13 protein-coding genes are annotated in these 16,466 nt (G+C 57.7%); 10 read left to right on the top strand and 3 right to left on the bottom strand.

Annotated elements, in window-relative coordinates; all coding sequences use genetic code 11:
- Nucleotides 1–11: 11 nt before the first annotated feature.
- Nucleotides 12–470, bottom strand: coding sequence for a DUF6484 domain-containing protein (locus tag FHK92_RS19690; RefSeq protein WP_181289518.1), 459 nt, complete (start codon nucleotides 468–470; stop codon nucleotides 12–14).
- A gap of 16 nt (nucleotides 471–486) precedes the next feature.
- A complete protein-coding gene (locus FHK92_RS19695) occupies nucleotides 487–2,664 on the bottom strand; it encodes a type VI secretion system Vgr family protein (RefSeq protein ID WP_181289519.1) in 2,178 nt (725 codons plus the stop codon).
- 337 nt (nucleotides 2,665–3,001) lie between these two features.
- Between FHK92_RS19695 and FHK92_RS19700 the strand changes: the two genes are divergently transcribed.
- From FHK92_RS19700 to FHK92_RS19740, 9 genes are all read left to right on the top strand, one after another.
- Nucleotides 3,002–4,855, top strand: a complete 1,854-nt coding sequence (locus FHK92_RS19700) for an ABC transporter ATP-binding protein (RefSeq protein ID WP_181289520.1) — start codon at nucleotides 3,002–3,004, stop codon at nucleotides 4,853–4,855.
- Nucleotides 4,856–4,979: 124 nt separating this feature from the next.
- Complete coding sequence (locus FHK92_RS19705; protein WP_181289521.1) at nucleotides 4,980–6,206, top strand: RtcB family protein; 1,227 nt, start codon at nucleotides 4,980–4,982, stop codon at nucleotides 6,204–6,206.
- A 275-nt stretch (nucleotides 6,207–6,481) separates the two neighbouring features.
- On the top strand, nucleotides 6,482–7,855 hold the full coding sequence (locus tag FHK92_RS19710) for a sigma-54 interaction domain-containing protein (protein WP_181289522.1): 1,374 nt from the start codon (nucleotides 6,482–6,484) through the stop codon (nucleotides 7,853–7,855).
- A 183-nt stretch (nucleotides 7,856–8,038) separates the two neighbouring features.
- On the top strand, nucleotides 8,039–9,187 hold the full coding sequence (locus tag FHK92_RS19715; RefSeq protein ID WP_181289523.1) for an iron-containing alcohol dehydrogenase: 1,149 nt from the start codon (nucleotides 8,039–8,041) through the stop codon (nucleotides 9,185–9,187).
- A gap of 71 nt (nucleotides 9,188–9,258) precedes the next feature.
- Nucleotides 9,259–10,701: a hypothetical protein gene (locus FHK92_RS19720; RefSeq protein ID WP_181289524.1), complete on the top strand. Its 1,443-nt coding sequence runs from the start codon at nucleotides 9,259–9,261 to the stop codon at nucleotides 10,699–10,701.
- An 85-nt stretch (nucleotides 10,702–10,786) separates the two neighbouring features.
- A complete protein-coding gene (locus tag FHK92_RS19725; RefSeq protein WP_181289525.1) occupies nucleotides 10,787–11,743 on the top strand; it encodes a cyclase family protein in 957 nt (318 codons plus the stop codon).
- Between the two features lie 463 nt (nucleotides 11,744–12,206).
- On the top strand, nucleotides 12,207–12,422 hold the full coding sequence (locus FHK92_RS19730; RefSeq protein ID WP_181289526.1) for a tautomerase family protein: 216 nt from the start codon (nucleotides 12,207–12,209) through the stop codon (nucleotides 12,420–12,422).
- On the top strand, nucleotides 12,419–13,075 hold the full coding sequence (locus FHK92_RS19735; RefSeq protein ID WP_181289527.1) for a DsbA family oxidoreductase: 657 nt from the start codon (nucleotides 12,419–12,421) through the stop codon (nucleotides 13,073–13,075). The genes FHK92_RS19730 and FHK92_RS19735 overlap by 4 nt, the downstream gene beginning before the upstream one ends.
- A 51-nt stretch (nucleotides 13,076–13,126) precedes the next feature.
- Complete coding sequence (locus tag FHK92_RS19740; protein ID WP_181289528.1) at nucleotides 13,127–13,840, top strand: SDR family NAD(P)-dependent oxidoreductase; 714 nt, start codon at nucleotides 13,127–13,129, stop codon at nucleotides 13,838–13,840.
- A 497-nt stretch (nucleotides 13,841–14,337) separates the two neighbouring features.
- Here FHK92_RS19740 and FHK92_RS19745 read toward each other — a convergent pair whose 3' ends face one another.
- Nucleotides 14,338–14,934, bottom strand: a complete 597-nt coding sequence (locus FHK92_RS19745; RefSeq protein ID WP_181289529.1) for a TetR/AcrR family transcriptional regulator — start codon at nucleotides 14,932–14,934, stop codon at nucleotides 14,338–14,340.
- A gap of 454 nt (nucleotides 14,935–15,388) precedes the next feature.
- On the opposite strand from FHK92_RS19745, the gene FHK92_RS19750 reads away from it, so the two are divergent.
- A complete protein-coding gene (locus tag FHK92_RS19750; protein WP_181289530.1) occupies nucleotides 15,389–16,405 on the top strand; it encodes an SDR family oxidoreductase in 1,017 nt (338 codons plus the stop codon).
- Nucleotides 16,406–16,466: the final 61 nt, after the last annotated feature.

Raw genomic sequence — 16,466 nt, forward strand, 5'->3', positions numbered from 1 at the left:
CGACTACCTGTCTAGTTGATCTGCACCGAACCGCCCTTGATGCGGTTGACCCCGCTGGAGCGGCTGGACAGGTAGGTGCCCCGGATGATCACCTTGCCCGCGCGGGTCAGGGTGATGCTGGCCTTGCCACAGCGCAGGACAATCTCCCGCTCCGCGCAGAACTCCAGGCGCTCGCCGTCCAGGTGGGCCACAGCCGGCGTCGTGGTGTCCGGCAAGCGCTGGATGCGACCAATCACCAGCGGTCGGGCAAGGTCGCCGGCCTCGAACATCAAGGCGACCTGGACACCGATGTCTTCCCGGGTCAGCGGCGTGGTCGTGCGCGCGGCAAGGCCAGCATCGGTGGGGCAGCCGGGGAAAGCAACCACCGGCGCCTGCGCCGTGGGCACATCCAACAGCACGCCGATCACCACGCCGTCGACGCGCGCTGAAGTGGCGGCGCAAGATTGTGGAAGATGATATTCAACGCTCATGACGCCCACTCCGTGGCTAGTTCTGCAGGATCTTCTGGCCTTTGACGACCACGTTCTTGTTGGCCTTGATGTTGATGGCACCGGAGCCGTCAATGGTGATGTTCTTGCCACTGATCACAATGCTGCCGTCTTTCTTCAGGGTGATGCTGGCCGCGCCCGTGGTCAGGCTGATCGAGTCGCCGGCGTTGAGGGAGAAATGCTGGCCTACGTCCAGGCTGTCGTTCTGCTTGATGCCAGTGCTGCGGTTTTGCGCAACGTCCCGGGATTCGTTCTGGCCGATCCGAGTGCTCTGGTTGCCACTGATCTCGATACCTTCGTTACCCTGGACGGTCTCGTTGCGGTTGCCGGCGATGCCGATGGTCTCGTTGCCGCCGACGTCCTCCGTACGGTTACTGGCGATGCTGATTTTCTCGTTGGCGCCGACCTTTTCCGTGCGGTCCGCACCGATGGTGATGGTCTCGTTGCTGCCCACGCGCTCGGTGCGATTGGCGCCTATGGTGATCTTTTCGTTGCTGCCGACATCCTCGGTACGGTCGACGCCGATGGAAATCGTTTCGTTGTTGTCGACCCTTTCCGTGCGGTCGTGTTTGACGCGCACGGTCTCGTCATTGTCGATGGTCTTGCTGCGGTCGTGACCGACCCAATGGGTCTCGTCGTTCTCGACCTCGATGTCCTGGTTCTTCTCGGCATGGATAAACAGTTGTTCCGCACCTTTCTTGTCTTCCATGCGGATTTCATTGAAGTTGGCCTGGGTGCCATCCTTGCTCGATCGGCTTTTCACTCCGCTCTGGGTGGCATTGGCCGGCAACTTGTAGGGCACTGTCTGCTCGGCGTTGTAGACCCGGCCAGTAATGATCGGCCGGTCCGGATCCCCTTCGAGGAAGCTGACGATGACTTCCTGGCCAATCCTGGGGATCTGCACCGATCCCCAGTTCTTGCCAGCCCAGGCCTGGGACACGCGAATCCAGCAGGAGCTGTTTTCGTTCGACTGGTCATGACGATCCCAATGGAAGTGCACTTTTACCCGGCCGTATTGATCGGTCCAGATCTCTTCGCCACTGGGCCCGACCACCACGGCCGTCTGAGGGCCGCGAACGATGGGCATAGGTGTGAGGGGCAGGGGACGGAAGACCTCGCTGGCATCCATGCAGTCCAGCTCGCTGACGAATTGCTCGGCCAGGTCCGGTTGGCCGCTTTCATAGGCCTCCTGGCGGATCTGATAGCGGGCGATGACTACCAGGTATTCGCGGTTCTGGTCCGCGCGGTCGTAGCCGGTCAACGTGAACAAATGGCCGCAGCCCAGCCCGCGGGCGCGACCGCGCAACTGCACGCGCTCGAACTGGCTGTGAATGGCTTCGATACGGGTACGCGCGTAGTGGTCGCCGTCATTACTTTGGACGTATTCACCGGGATAGTCATAGAGCGGGTATTCGCCGTGAGTGTGATTGCGCGGAACACTGGAGCGCACCTCGAGGCTGGCGCGGGGACGCAAGAAGTCGTAGTCGTTCAGCGCCAGCGAACCAGGCTGCACCTCTCGGGCCATTTGCCAATCATAAAAATGGTCGCGCTCGCGCATCTGCCGATCGGGCGGGTAGAAGGGCACCGAGGCATAGTCCGCCGCCGTGGAGTGCGCACCGTAGGCGTCGGCCAGGACCAGCACATGACGGGCCTTTTCATGGCGAAAGTAATAATAGATGCCTTCCTGCTCCATCAGCCGACTGACAAAGTCGAAGCTGGTCTCGCGGTACTGCACGCAATATTCCCACTCGCGGTAGCTGCCGCTCAGGCTGTCTTCGAAGTCCGAGAAACCGAGGTCGCGAAACACCTGCTTGATGATGTCAGGCACGGTCTTGTTCTGGAAAATCCGGCAATCGGAGGTGCGCGTGAGCAACCAGAACCAAGGACGCAGGCTGACGCGGTAACCGGCAAATTGGCCGTGGCCCGTCAGCTGTCGGCAATTGCTGACGATGCCGTGGAAGTAGCGTGTGCCGCCGTCGTAAAGCTCGAGGGTCAGGCCCATCGGCTTGCCGAGCAATTGATCGAACTGGATCGCCCGGTTTTCCGAGGTGAGGTCCAATTCGTAGTGGAACAACCGGCCCAGCTCTTCGCTGCCATCCATGCCTTGCAACAACAGGATGTCCGCGCCGAGGGGACTGTCGACCTGGACCAGGCGATTGTTCTGAGTGATTGCCATCACGGCTTCCAAGCCGCGCGGATGACCGCGAAGGCCCAGTTGCTCGGTCGCAACGGCTCGGTAATCAGCTGGGTGGCGTGCAGGAACGTGGCGTTTTGATCTAATCGAAGAACATCCACCACTGAGGCGATCTCCCTATCGGTCTCGAAATCAATTCAAAGCGCGCACGCAAAACTCCTTTTACGTGCAGATAGCGTCTGGGATTGGTTATAGCAGTCATTCCCGGAAACTGCCTATAGGACGGATGGCCTAAGCACATAAGCTGATGGCCCTCGAAAGTCCTCAAACCCAGCGTTAAATGCCAGAATCTCCCAGTCAGATCGTTTTGGAGACCACCATGCTTCACGCATTCGAACAACGGCTCGACCCTTTCCCGCCCGACGAAGTCCCGCCACCGCCTGACGGTCTGGCCCGGTTCCTGTGGGCCTGCACCCGGGGCGCTCGCGGCTACATCCTTGCGTTCGCGCTGCTCAGCGCCGGTGTGTCGATCTACGAAGCCTGGCTGTTTTCTTTTCTCGGGCAAGTGGTGGACCTGCTCTCGACCTGGCAGTCGGGTGGCGATGCGGCCGGACAGGAAAGCCGTGTGTTGTGGGGCATCGGCATCATGCTCGTCACCAGCATTGGCCTGGTCGCGTTGCGTACGATGGTTCAGCATCAGGTATTGGCGATCAACCTGCCGTTGCGGCTGCGCTGGGATTTTCATCGACTGATGCTGCGACAAAGCCTGTCCTTCTTCTCCGACGAGTTCTCCGGCCGGGTCACCACCAAAGTGATGCAGACGGCGCTGTCGGTGCGCGAGGTGCTGTTCACCCTCATCGAGATCATTCCGGGGATCGGGGTGTACTTCATCGCAATCATCGCGTTGGCCGGCGGATTTGATTTGAAGCTGATGCTGCCTTTCATTGCCTGGATGGTCTTGTTCGGCATTGCCATGCGCTACTTCGTGCCGCGCCTTGAGAAAGTCGGGCAGGAACAGGCCAACGCGCGATCATCCATGACCGGGCGTATCTCCGACGCCTACACCAACATCACCACGGTGAAGCTGTTTTCCCATTCCAAGCGCGAAGCGCATTTCGCCCGCGCCGCCATGGAGGATTTCAAGCAGACCGGTTTTCGCCAGATGCGCTTGGTCAGCCAGTTCGAGATCGTCAACCAGGCACTGGTGGTCGGGTTGATCATGGGTTCAGGCGGTTATGCCCTGTGGCTGTGGCATCAAGGCGAAGTGGGCACAGGCGCCGTCGCCGCGATCACAGCGATGGCGTTGCGCATCAACGGCATGTCGCACTGGATCATGTGGCAAATGACCTCGCTGTTCGAGAATATCGGCACCGTGCAGGATGGCATGGCGACCTTGACTCGCGGACCCAAGGTGCAAGACGCGCCGGACGCCGGCGTGCTGGCCACCACCGGCGGTGCGGTAACGTTCGATAACGTGAGATTCAACTACAACGGTGAACGCCAGGTCCTCGATGGCCTGAGCCTGAGCATTCGCCCGGGGGAAAAGATCGGCCTGGTGGGCCGCTCCGGTGCCGGCAAATCCACGCTGATCAACTTGCTGCTGCGCTTCTACGACGTGGACAGCGGCGAGATCCGGATCGACGGGCAGAATATCGCCCATGTCACCCAGGACAGCCTGCGCAGCGCCATCGGCATGGTCACCCAGGATACTTCGCTGTTGCACCGTTCCATCCGCGACAACATCGCCTATGGCCGCCCTGACGCGACGGACGAACAAATCCGCAGCGCCGCCGCCAGCGCCCAAGCCGACGGATTCATCCGTCAACTGAGCGACAAGCAAGGCCACTCCGGCTACGACACCCTTGTGGGCGAGCGCGGCATAAAGCTGTCCGGCGGCCAGCGTCAACGCATCGCAATCGCCCGTGTAATGCTCAAGAATGCCCCGATCCTACTGCTGGACGAGGCCACCAGCGCGCTGGATTCAGAAGTCGAAGTTGCGATCCAGGAAAGCCTCGATGAGATGATGAAGGGCAAGACCGTGATCGCCATTGCCCACCGATTGTCGACTATTGCGGCCATGGACAGGCTCATCGTCATGGATGAAGGGCGAATCATCGAGCAAGGCACCCACGCTGAGTTGCTTGGGAAGAATGGGACCTATGCGCGGCTTTGGCATCACCAGAGTGGCGGGTTTCTGGGTGAGGATCAGGGTGTGGTTGAGGCGGTGGAGTAGGCACGAGGGTATAAGCAGTAAACATTTGAAAATCAATGAGATAAGTAATTCGTGACTCACCAACGATCAAAATTGGCACGCCGCTCGCTATGGAGCTCCCACACAAAAAAACAGGAGCGAAACAATGACCACTCAAACCTACCAACTGCTTGAAGTCGAAAACGGCAAGCCCATCAAGATGTGGACCCGTGGCGTACCGGTTGAGCCGGAGGCCAGGCAACAGTTGATGAACACTGCGCAGATGCCGTTCGTGTTCAAGCACATGGCAGTCATGCCCGATGTTCACTTGGGGAAGGGCTCGACGATCGGCAGTGTGATCCCGACCAAGGGCGCGGTCATTCCCGCAGCCGTCGGGGTCGACCTCGGGTGCGGAATGTCGGCAGTGCGCACCTCGCTTCGCGCCACCGATCTTCCCGATAACCTGTTTGGCCTGCGTACGGCCATCGAGAAAGCTGTTCCGCACGGACGCACTTCCGGGCGCAACGGCCGTGACAAAGGCGCCTGGGAGACCACGCCGCAGATTGTCGATCAGGCTTGGTCGGCGCTTGAAGGCCGGTTTGACCTCATCACCGACAAACACCCGCGCCTGAAAAAAACCAACAACCGCAAACACCTCGGAACGTTGGGCACCGGCAACCATTTCGTCGAGGTGTGCCTGGATGAAGCCGACCATGTCTGGGTGATGCTTCACACCGGTTCCCGTGGCGTAGGGAACATGATCGGTACCTATTTCATCGAGAAGGCCCGCGAGGAAATGCGCAAGCACATGGTGAACTTGCCTGACCGGGACCTGGCCTACCTGCGCGAAGGCACATCGAGCTTCGATGACTACGTCGAGGCGGTTGAATGGGCCCAGGATTTCGCCCAGCAGAACCGCGCGGTCATGATGCTCACGGTGCTCGACGCAGTGCGATCGATCATCAACAAGCCTTTCGAGTCCCGGCTGATCGCCGTCGATTGCCATCACAACTATGTGGAGCGGGGCACCTACTTCGGAGAGGACATCCTGCTGACCCGCAAAGGCGCCGTCTCTGCGCAGAAGGGGCAGATGGGGATCATTCCCGGGTCGATGGGCGCGAAGAGTTTCATTGTGCGCGGACTGGGAAACGAAGAGGCATTCTGCAGTTGCTCACACGGTGCAGGCCGAGTGATGAGCCGTACCAAGGCAAAAGCGGTGTTCACCGTCGAGGACCAGGTTCGGGCGACCGCCCATGTCGAGTGCCGCAAGGATGAGGCCGTCATCGACGAAATCCCGATGGCTTACAAAGACATCGACGCGGTAATGGCGGCCCAGCGTGACCTGGTTGAGGTGGTCCATACCTTGCGCCAAGTCGTTTGTGTGAAGGGCTGATCGATGGACCAGGATCTGATTCTGATAGACGGCACCCAGGGAGGAGGGCAGGTGCTTCGTACCGCCCGAATGCTGCTGTCATCAAGCAGTTTATCGATGTCGACGTGCTACTGACTGAGTGTGGCAATCAGGCCAGCATTGCTGTTGAGCCTCCTCGCTAGGCGAGTTCCAGTCGGCTGAATCACGTCTGGCACGGCGCCAATCGTTTGTGTCGCCTCAAACCGCGGCTCTACGTTTACACTTGATGGTCACGCCCCCAGGAAGGAATGTCCCCGGTGAACCTCAACGACGCCAGTTTCGAAGAACTGCTCAACGCTTTGCATGACGGCGTCTACATCACCGATGGCGACGGCAAGACGTTGAAGGTCAATCAAGCCTATGAGCGCCTGACCGGGCTCAGCGGCGGGGATCTCATCGGTCGATCCATGCAGGAACTGGTGAAGGAGGGCGTCATTTCGCAATCGGCCACCTTGCGGGTATTGCAGGGCGGTCGGCCGGTGTCGGTGATGCAGAGCCTGAGCCAGGGCAAGAAACTGCTGGTCAGCGCCACGCCGATTCTCGATGCTGAAAAGCGGATCTCATACGTGGTCAGTACCGTGCGCGACATGACGGAACTGCTGCGCATGAAGCATGAACGCGATGAGTTGCAACAGCTTAAGCAACTGCGCAACAGCACCGCGAAACTCCATGCCGGCCAACGGGACAACCTCCTGCGTTCGCCGCTGATGGCCGATCAGGAGATGTCCGGCCGCGTTCTCTCGCTGGCCCGCCAGGTTGCCAACAGCACGGTCAAGGTCTTGCTCCAAGGTGAAACCGGTGTCGGCAAGACCCTCGTCGCGCAGTTCATCCATAACGCCAGCCCGCGAGCCAGCGAACCCTTTCTCGCACTCAATTGCGGCGCGCTGCCCGAAAACCTGATCGAAGCCGAGCTGTTTGGTTATGTGTCCGGAGCGTTCACCGGCGCCGGTCCCAAAGGCAAGCGAGGCCTGCTGGAGCTGGCCCACCACGGCACGTTGTTTCTCGATGAAATCGGCGATTTGCCGTTGCCGGTGCAGGTCAAGCTGCTCAAGGTGATCGAAGAAAACCGCTTCATTCCGGTGGGCGGCCTGGAGCTGAAGGAGGTCGATGTGCGCATCATCAGCGCCACCCACCATGACCTCAAACAGCAGGTGGCGCAGGGGCGCTTTCGGGCTGACTTGTATTACCGGCTCAACGTGGTGCCGATCCACATTCCGGCACTGCGTGAGCGTCGCGAGGAAATCGCGCCGCTGCTGAACTACTACCTCGACAGGTTCAACAGCCGTTATGAACGCCAAGTCCAATGGAGTCTCGAAGCCCTCGACCTGATGTGCGACTACGACTGGCCCGGCAATATCCGCGAGTTGATCAACCTGGTCGAGCGGCTGGTGGTGACCAATCAGACCGGGACCGTCGAGGCGCTTGATATGCCGGAAGAGATCCTCGACCTCAGTCCATCCAACGCCAGTGACACTGGCCTGCCGCTGCGCAAGGTATTGGAAAATGCCGAGCGCAGTGCGATTCGCGCCGCGCTGCTTGCGCACAAGACCACGCGCCTTGCGGCCAAGGCGCTGGGAGTGAGCCAAGCAACGGTGGTGCAGAAAATGAAACGCTGGGAACAGTCTGATTAGGATTCTGATCGGCCCCGGATAAATCGATCAGAAAACTAATCGGCGCTGGTCGATAAAAACCCTCCTGCTTTCGTGAAAATCCCGCAAAGCCCAGTGCAACAAGGGCTTTGTGGGCATTGGCACGCCTTTCGCTATCTCCCGTGGCACGTCTTCCAATAAAACAACATCAACTGGACGAGCCCGATGAATATCTCCGCATTCAAAATCGCTAACAAATTGATTACCGGACCTGGCGCTGTCGAACAGCTATGCGCAGAGCTGACGCGCCTCGAGGTCAAGAATCCGCTGATCGTCACAGACGTCATCCTGGTGAATTCCGGCACCGTTGGCCTCGCGCTGGCGCAGCTCGGCGATCGCCCCTACGGCATTTTCGATCAGGTCAAACCGGAGCCTGAAGTGGCCATCGTTGAAGCGTGCACCCGTGCTTATCACGAGGGCGGCCACGATGGATTGATCGCCGTGGGTGGCGGCAGCGCCATCGATATCGCCAAGGGCGTCGCGGCGTATGCCGGGCATGCCGGTCCGCTGAGCGAACTGTTCGGTGTCGACCTGGTGAAACGCAAAGGCCCAGCGTTGATTGCCATCCCGACGACCGCCGGCACCGGATCGGAAGTGACCAACGTCGCGATTTTTTCCGACAAGCAAGCGCAGTTGAAGAAGGGCATCGTCAGCGACTACCTGCTGCCCGACGTGGCCTTGGTCAGTCCGGCCATGACGTTGACCTGTCCTCGCAGTGTGACGGCGGCCAGTGGTGTCGATGCGCTGGTGCATGCCGTCGAGTCGTATATTTCGGTGAACGCTTCGCCGATCACCGATGCCATCGCCTTGGGCGCGATCAAGCTGATCGCCAAGGCGCTGCCGAAGGCTTATGCCAATCCAACCAACCTGCGGGCTCGGGAAGACATGGCCACCGCCAGCCTGATGGCCGGCATGGCGTTCGGCAATGCGGGAGTAGGGGCGGTGCATGCGCTGGCGTACCCGTTGGGCGGACGGTTCAACATTGCCCACGGCGTCAGCAACGCCTTGCTGCTGCCGTACGTGATGGAGTGGAACAAGACCGCCTGCGTCGAGCGTTTTCGCGACATCGCCGAAGCCATGGGCCTGCGCGTTGCGAACCTGAGCGACAAGGATGCCGCAGATCAGGCTGTCAGGGCCATGGCCGATCTATGTGCTGCCGTGGACATCCCGTCCGGTCTGCGCAGTTTCAACGTGCCCGAGGATGCCATCCCCGCGATGGCCGAAGAGGCCAGCAAGATCGACCGCCTGATGCGCAACAACCCGCGCAAGCTGACCGCCGCCGACATCGAAAAGATCTATCGCGCTGCCTATTGATTCCCGTCATTCACGACCCCGGTATTACCGGAGCGTGCGCCCGTACAAAACCAATAAAACAGGTGAACTCCATGTCTGACACTCCCGCGCAACGGAGCGAAAGCCCTTACATCCCGCTGGGTCCTTTCAAGGTCCGGCTACCCTTTATCCACTACAAGATCGAGCTTCCAGACTATCTCCAGGGCTTGCTGATGTGCGCCGTGGACTTGGCGGCCATTCCGCTGATGACCGAACTGTTGGGCATGCCCTTTGAGGTCGCGCTCGCCGTCGTGATGCTCAATGGCTTGCTGTACCTCGCGCACCATTTGCTCGGCGATCCCACCGTGCCGGGCTGGATCACCCCGGCGGTACCGCTGTTGATGGCCTACTGCGCGCAATTCCCGATGGGCCCGGAGCGTGTCCACGCGCTGATTGCCTTCCAGTTGATGCTGGGGATTTTCTCAATCGCCCTCGGGGCGACCGGCATGGCGAAGAAAGTGGTGGAATATGTGCCCTCGGCGATCAAATCGGGAATTATCGTCGGCGCCGGCTTGAGTGCGGTGATCGCAGTATTCCAAGTCGGGGGTAAGTTCAATGTGCTGCCCTGGACGATTTCCATTACGGTCGGTATCGCCTTCTATTTGATCTTTTCCCAACATTTCAACGTGCTCAAGCAGCGCAACCGTTTCTGGTGGAACTTCGCCAAGCTCGGCATCTTGCCGATCGTGCTGTTGGCCGTGGTGATCGCCCCGTTGTTCGGTGAAGCGCCATGGCCAACCCTCCAATGGGGCATCAGCCAGCCGGATTTTGCCGGCCTGTTGAACAACTACACGGTGTTCGGCCTGGGCATGCCGCCGCTGTCGATGTTCATCTCCGCGCTGCCGACCATGCTGGCGGCCTACATCATCGTTTTCGGCGATGTCCTCAGCGCGAAATCACTCCTCGACGAAGCTGAAACCGTCCGCACCGACGAAGTCGTCGACTACAACGCCGACCGCGCCCACCTGATCTTCGGTGCACGCAACGCATTCATGAGCATCTTCGGCCCGGATGTCGCCATGTGCGGCCCGAAATGGGCGGCGATGCTGGTGGTGGTGATCGAGCGCTTCAAGGGCGGGCCGAAGGCGATGAAGTCGATCATCGGCGGTGTCGGATCGTTCCGCTGGGGGACCAATAGCGGCCTCCTTTTACTGCCGGTTGTCACATTGGTCCAGCCGATTCTCGGCGTTGCCCTGTCGCTGACGTTGCTGATCCAGGGTTACGTGAGCGTACGCCTGGGAATACTTGAAGCCAGAAGCCAGCGCGACCTGGGCATTGCCGGTGTGATCGGCGCGGTACTGGCGATCAAAGGCGCGAGCTGGGCATTTGGGGTTGGCGTTGTGTTGTGCCTGCTGATCTATGGCAGGAATTTCTTCAAGGGGGAGGTGGATGGGACGTTTGCCAAGGATTTGAAGGCGGCGGATACCAGGCCGGGCAGGGATGTCGAGCTGGTTACAGCGAAGAAGCGGGTAGTGGGGGAGGCTATGGCTGATTGATCGGGCTTGTATGCCCTGAACGGTATGGACGCAAGGCGCATTTGTCGTGCGCTTTGATAATCACGGAAACTAAAAAGGAAGACTCATGACCACTGCAGTTCCCACGATGGATGAATTACTGAAGGACGCGCCTTCTAACTGGGGCAAATGGGGAGCGGAAGACGAAGTTGGCTCGCTGAATTACCTGACGGCGCCAGAAGTCATGCGCGGTGTTGCGCACATCAAGACGGGAAGGGTGTTTACCTTGCAGCGTATGATCGGGAATCCTGCTGGCGATCCGGTTTGGCCAGGCCGTACCCCGGCAGAACGCACCATGATTCTCGATGAGTCGAGTTGGGACGATAATCATGGCCCTTGTTACCCCGGCGGTTTGCATTACGCGGATGACAAGATCGATGCATTCCTGCAAGGGTCCACCCAATATGATGCGCTCGGTCATCTCTGGTACGGCGGAAAAATATGGAACGGCTACGACGCGCGGACAACCGTGGGCGGCCTCGACAAGGCCAGTGTCGCGCCGATCGGTGAGCGAGGCGTTGTCGGCCGCGGTGTTTTGCTGGACATGGCAAGGCATCGTGGCAAACGCATGCTCGACAAAGGTGAAACATTCACCCATATCGATCTTGAGGCTTGCGCAAAGGCTCAGGGCCATACGATCGAGCCCCACGACATCCTGATTATCAGGACTAATTTCCTTCAGGCTTTCTATGAACAGGGCGAGGCGTTTTACGACGGATTCTGCGAGCCGGGTCTCACATATTCGGAGGAACTTGTCCAATGGTTCCACGACAAGGAAATTCCAAACCTTGTCACCGATACCATCGCCAACGAAGTCACGACCGACCCGGTATCAGGTGTGGCGCTGCCTCTGCATTGTGCGTTGATGCGTAATCTTGGTATCGCCTTTACCGAGATTTGTGACTTGGAAAAGCTGGCTGAAAGTTGTGCCGAAGACGGGCAGTACGCATTTCTCTATGTGGCTGCACCGCTTAAGGTGCATCGCGCCACCGGATCACCGGTCAATCCGGTGGTGATTAAATAATCTTTGTGTGCTGGGGCAGGTTTGGTCCTGCCTCAGTGTGCTTTGAGCGGCAGGGGATCTGTCTCATATGCAGAATGCTGCTAGACGTAGCTCGACTGAATCGCGTCTCCATCCGGCCAATGGTGCCGGAAATTCGTGGGACTGCAGTTGAACGAACAAACATTGTCTCAGCGCCTGGTCGCCCGGCAGGCTGGGTGCATTACAGAGCTGCTGGTTTGAGCCGGGTCTAGAGTTGGTGGGAAAGTCGCCGAGCACCGATGAGGCCAGGCGAAGACGGGCGAGGAAGGTCCTAGGTTTGCGCTCGACTTTGCGGGTGTGTTTATACGTTATCCCCGGATGCATTTATTACGCCGCGTCACAAATGATGTTCCCGTCCCTGTATTTATTCATTCAAGACAACATTCTAAAGTCCACTCCACTTGCCGCCTATCACTTCGATGGGTGACGGATTGGAGACTTTTGCATGCCTTTCATCAGCGTTCGTATAACCCGCGATGGCGTTACCAAGGAACAGAAAGCTCAGGTAATCGCCGAAATCACCCAGACCATGCAGACCGTCCTCAACAAGGACCCGCATCTCACTCATATCCTGATCGAGGAAGTGGATACCGATAACTGGGGCTATGCTGGCATCACCACCACCGAGTACCGCAAAGATCTGGCGGAATCTAAATCGTGACTCAGCCCGTCAAAATCGACTTTGTGTCGGATGTCGTGTGCCCGTGGTGCGCGCTTGGAGCCACAGCGCTGGAGCAGGCCATAGCGAATCTCGCTGGCGAAGTCGCCGTCGAGCTGACGTTCAAACCCTTCGAATTGAACCCGGATATGCCGGTCGAGGGCGAGCACGCAGTCAAGCACATGATGCGCAAATATGGTCGCAGTGCTGAAGAGGTAGCCTCTCGCAATGAAATGATGATCGCCCGTGGCGAGGCCATCGGCTTTCATTTCGATCTGGAAAAACGCAGTCATTTCTACAACACCTTCGACGCCCATCGCCTTCTGTTTTGGGCGGTAAAGGAAGGTCGCCAGATCGAGCTGAAGGAAATCCTGCTCAAGGCGTATTTCACCGACGGCCACAACCCCAGCAACCACGAAACCCTAGTACGTCTGGCCGGTGAAGCAGGACTTTCCACCACCCGCGCTCGCGAGGTGTTGGCAACTGGGATGTTCGCCATCGAAGTCCGTGAGCTCGAGAGCTTCTATCGCGAGGGCGGGATCAATTCGATCCCGGCCATGGTGCTGAACGGTCGTCAGTTGGTGGCTGGATCACAGTCAGTTGAACAGTACGAAGAAGCCCTACGGCAGATGGCGCGAGAGCCGGCTACTGCCTGATCGCTTAGCTTATTCACTTAATTCGCATTCATTAATTATCAGGAAATTATCATGAGCAATTCAAAAAAAGTCGTTGTGGTGACTGGCGCATCCCAAGGTCTGGGCGCAGGCATCGTCGCGGGTTTCCGCAAACTGGGTTACCAGGTCATCGCGACGTCGCGTTCGATCAAGCCATCCACCGATCCGGACATCCTGACGGTAGTCGGTGACATTGCTGATCCGGCCACTGCCGAGCGCATCATCCGGGAAGGCGTGGCTCGCTTCGGCCGCATCGACACCTTGGTGAACAACGCCGGGATCTTCCTGGCTAAGCCTTTCACCCAATTCACCGGTGAAGAATATGCTAACAACGTTGCCACTAACATGGGCAGCTTCTTCTATATGTCGCAGCAGGCCATCGCCCAGATGGAAAAACAAGGCCAAGGTGGTCATGTGGTCAGCATCACCACCACGCTGGCCGACCACGCCATCGATGGCGTACCTTCAGTACTGGCATCGCTGACCAAGGGCGGCATGAACGCAGCCACCAAATCCCTGGCAATCGAATATGCCAAGCGTGGCATCCGCGTCAACGCCGTATCCCCAGGCATCATCAAGACCCCGATGCATGGTGAAGAAACCCACGCAGCTCTGGGCAGCCTGCACCCAGTCGGCCACATGGGCGAAATCGCCGACATCGTCGGGGCCGTTCTGTACCTGGACAGCGCCGCGTTCGTGACCGGGGAAATCCTGCACGTCGACGGCGGCCAGAGCGCCGGTCACTGATAACGGAAGTTCACTAGACCGTACAACGCGGGCGACGGTTGGAAGCGATTCATTTGAACCGGATCCCCCGATGTTGCTTGCACATCATGCCCACTGCCTGATGACTCGGGCAGTGGGCTTTCATATGGAATGATTGAGATCGTGAAAGGGATTCGTTTTTAACTCTGAAGGATTGGCGGCCAGGAGCAGTTGGAAGCTCGAAAGCTTAGGAGGTAGGGCGCGTAGGTCATTGATTCAATCTGATTCTGGTAATTCGTGGCAAATTCGGATTTTAGGATGCAAGCGACAACACAGGTGGGGCAAGCGCATAAACATCCCGTTTAACATAATATACATTATGCGTACATTCGTGTTTAGGATTGTGCGCCATGACAGGAAGCTTTTCAGCATACGCACGGCAGCTTTCAAGCTCCGGCGCTTCGGTTGCTTCCTACGGTAAAGACATTCTGAAGAACGGCGTCTCCGCCCTGGGTATCTGCGTATTGAAGATCCCACGACTACAACGGCTCCGCCGTTTGAATAAGTGAATTGAGCACGAGCTTGATTTCCGCGGCCGGATCTTTATGCCCCTGCAATATCAGGCCTTCCGACAGCGCCGTGAATGTTCGCGCCAATGCTGCGTAAGGCAACGGAGGCTTCTTGCCGGCGTGATTGAAAATGATCGTGATCAGTTTCCCCAACGCCTCGCTGTTTTCTTCATGCAGGTCGTAGTAATGCTTCGCGAATTCTTCGTCACGCAAAGCGATCAACTGCATTTCGGCGTCGAGGATGGCGCAGTTGGTGTTGTTTTTAAGCGTGTCGATGTAAGCATTGAGCCCCTGGGTCAGTTGCTCTGCGGTGTAGCCTGCCGCCAAGGTGCTGCCCAAGCGGTCTATCTCGACTCTCTTGAAGCGCTGGGTAAGTTGAAGCAGTAGTTCAGACTTGCTTGAAAAGTTTGAAAAGAATGCGCCTTTCGAATAGCCGGCCTCTTCGGAAATTGTATTCACGCTGGCCGCATGAAAGCCTTTCTTGATCATCAGATCAGTCGCAGTATCGAATAACTTATCTCTTGTAACTTGCTGACTTTCCTCTCGCCCCAATCTCTTCTTGATCACGCCCTCGGCTCCTTTGGCCCGATATATATTTGTAACTAGATGAAACGAATCAACGATCCAGCTAGAAAAACAGGTGTTTTCTACCTTACCACCCACCTTGGCTGTTTGCATTTAAAGTTTTGGAAGCGGCATCTAATGAGGAGGTATTTCAGGCTGTAGCGGACCTCCGCAGGAAGACAACTTTCGCCGAAATTCCAGAGGCGGGCGCTGTCATGCACCCTTCCCGCTCAGCGCTAAAAATCGCCGGAACGCCTGAAAAATGGCGTCATTCGCATGACGAAAATGGTGAGACTCGCCGTCTCAGGCCCGAGCTAGACACCTCGACTTTGGTCTGTTCGCTAAATACCGCTTGATTTTCAGATACCGAATGGTTTTTACTTGCGCCGTTGGATTGTCCGACACCTGTTCAGCGCTAACCCTGCCCGAACAGGTACCTCAAAGGAGCTGGATTTTAATGGAATATGCCTTTGTTACAGGCGCTACAGGCCTGCTTGGGAATAACGTCGTCCATGCGCTTTTAAAACGAAACATCAAGGTAAAGGCCTTGGTACGCTCCGTTGAAAAAGCCAGGAAGCAATTCGGCGATCTGCCTGTTGAATTGGTTGAAGGCGATATGCTCAATGTTGGCGCGTTCAGTCATGCACTTGAAGGTTGCGACGTCTTGTTTCATACCGCCGCGTATTTCCGTGACAGTTATAAAGGCGGAAAACACTGGCAGAAGTTATATGACACTAATGTGACCGGCACCGAGCGCTTGCTGCAGGCCGCTTATGCCGCTGGGATTCGCCGGGCCGTCCACACCTCGTCCATCGCTGTCCTGAAGGGCAACAGGGATCAAGTGATCGACGAAACAATGTCCCGCGATGAAGCGGAAGCTGACGATTACTACCTGAGCAAGATCCTGTCTGAACAGAAGGTCCAGGAGTTCTTGTCGTTGCATCCGGACATGTTTGTCGCAATGGTGTTGCCTGGCTGGATGTTTGGCCCTGGCGATATCGGCCCCACTTCGTCAGGTCAGTTCTTGCTGGATTTTGTCGGACAAAAGTTGCCAGGCGTTCTTCCAGGCAGTTTTTCGGTGGTGGATGCCCGGGACGTGGCGGAACATCAAATCGCGGCGATTACCCGCGGCCGATCGGGTGAGCGTTATCTGGCCGCCGGCAATCATATGGACATGAAGAGTATTTTCCGGGCACTGTCCAGCGTCAGCGGCGTACAAGCACCGGAACGCCCTGTTCCGTTATTCATGCTACGGCTCATTGCCTTTGTGTATGAGTGTTATTACCGCGTCACGAAAAAGCCTGTGCTTATCAGTACTTCCACGGTCAAGCTCATTGAACAAGAACAGGGAAGAACGCACTTCAGTCACAGCAAGAGTTCCAGCGAACTGAAATGTGCATTCCGTCCCGTCACGGAAACACTGACCGATACGTTGGAATGGTATCGGAAGAACAATTACTTGCGCGTTAGTTGAGCCCATTCAAACAGTAGCCTGCCTCTGCAGTACTTTTTATCTAACCATGACTTCAAGGATT

It is taken from the genome of Pseudomonas brassicacearum subsp. neoaurantiaca, assembly GCF_013608025.1.
Classification (GTDB): Bacteria; Pseudomonadota; Gammaproteobacteria; order Pseudomonadales; family Pseudomonadaceae; genus Aquipseudomonas.

Excerpts from the sequence above, each read along its gene's own strand:
- FHK92_RS19725 (WP_181289525.1), top strand. The coding sequence starts at position 10,787 with ATGACCACTGCAGTTCCCACGATGGATGAATTACTGAAGGACGCGCCT.
- FHK92_RS19700 (WP_181289520.1), top strand. The coding sequence starts at position 3,002 with ATGCTTCACGCATTCGAACAACGGCTCGACCCTTTCCCGCCCGACGAA.
- FHK92_RS19720 (WP_181289524.1), top strand. The coding sequence starts at position 9,259 with ATGTCTGACACTCCCGCGCAACGGAGCGAAAGCCCTTACATCCCGCTG.
- FHK92_RS19690 (WP_181289518.1), bottom strand. The coding sequence starts at position 470 with ATGAGCGTTGAATATCATCTTCCACAATCTTGCGCCGCCACTTCAGCG.
- FHK92_RS19715 (WP_181289523.1), top strand. The coding sequence starts at position 8,039 with ATGAATATCTCCGCATTCAAAATCGCTAACAAATTGATTACCGGACCT.
- FHK92_RS19740 (WP_181289528.1), top strand. The coding sequence starts at position 13,127 with ATGAGCAATTCAAAAAAAGTCGTTGTGGTGACTGGCGCATCCCAAGGT.
- FHK92_RS19730 (WP_181289526.1), top strand. The coding sequence starts at position 12,207 with ATGCCTTTCATCAGCGTTCGTATAACCCGCGATGGCGTTACCAAGGAA.
- FHK92_RS19705 (WP_181289521.1), top strand. The coding sequence starts at position 4,980 with ATGACCACTCAAACCTACCAACTGCTTGAAGTCGAAAACGGCAAGCCC.
- FHK92_RS19750 (WP_181289530.1), top strand. The coding sequence starts at position 15,389 with ATGGAATATGCCTTTGTTACAGGCGCTACAGGCCTGCTTGGGAATAAC.
- FHK92_RS19695 (WP_181289519.1), bottom strand. The coding sequence starts at position 2,664 with ATGGCAATCACTCAGAACAATCGCCTGGTCCAGGTCGACAGTCCCCTC.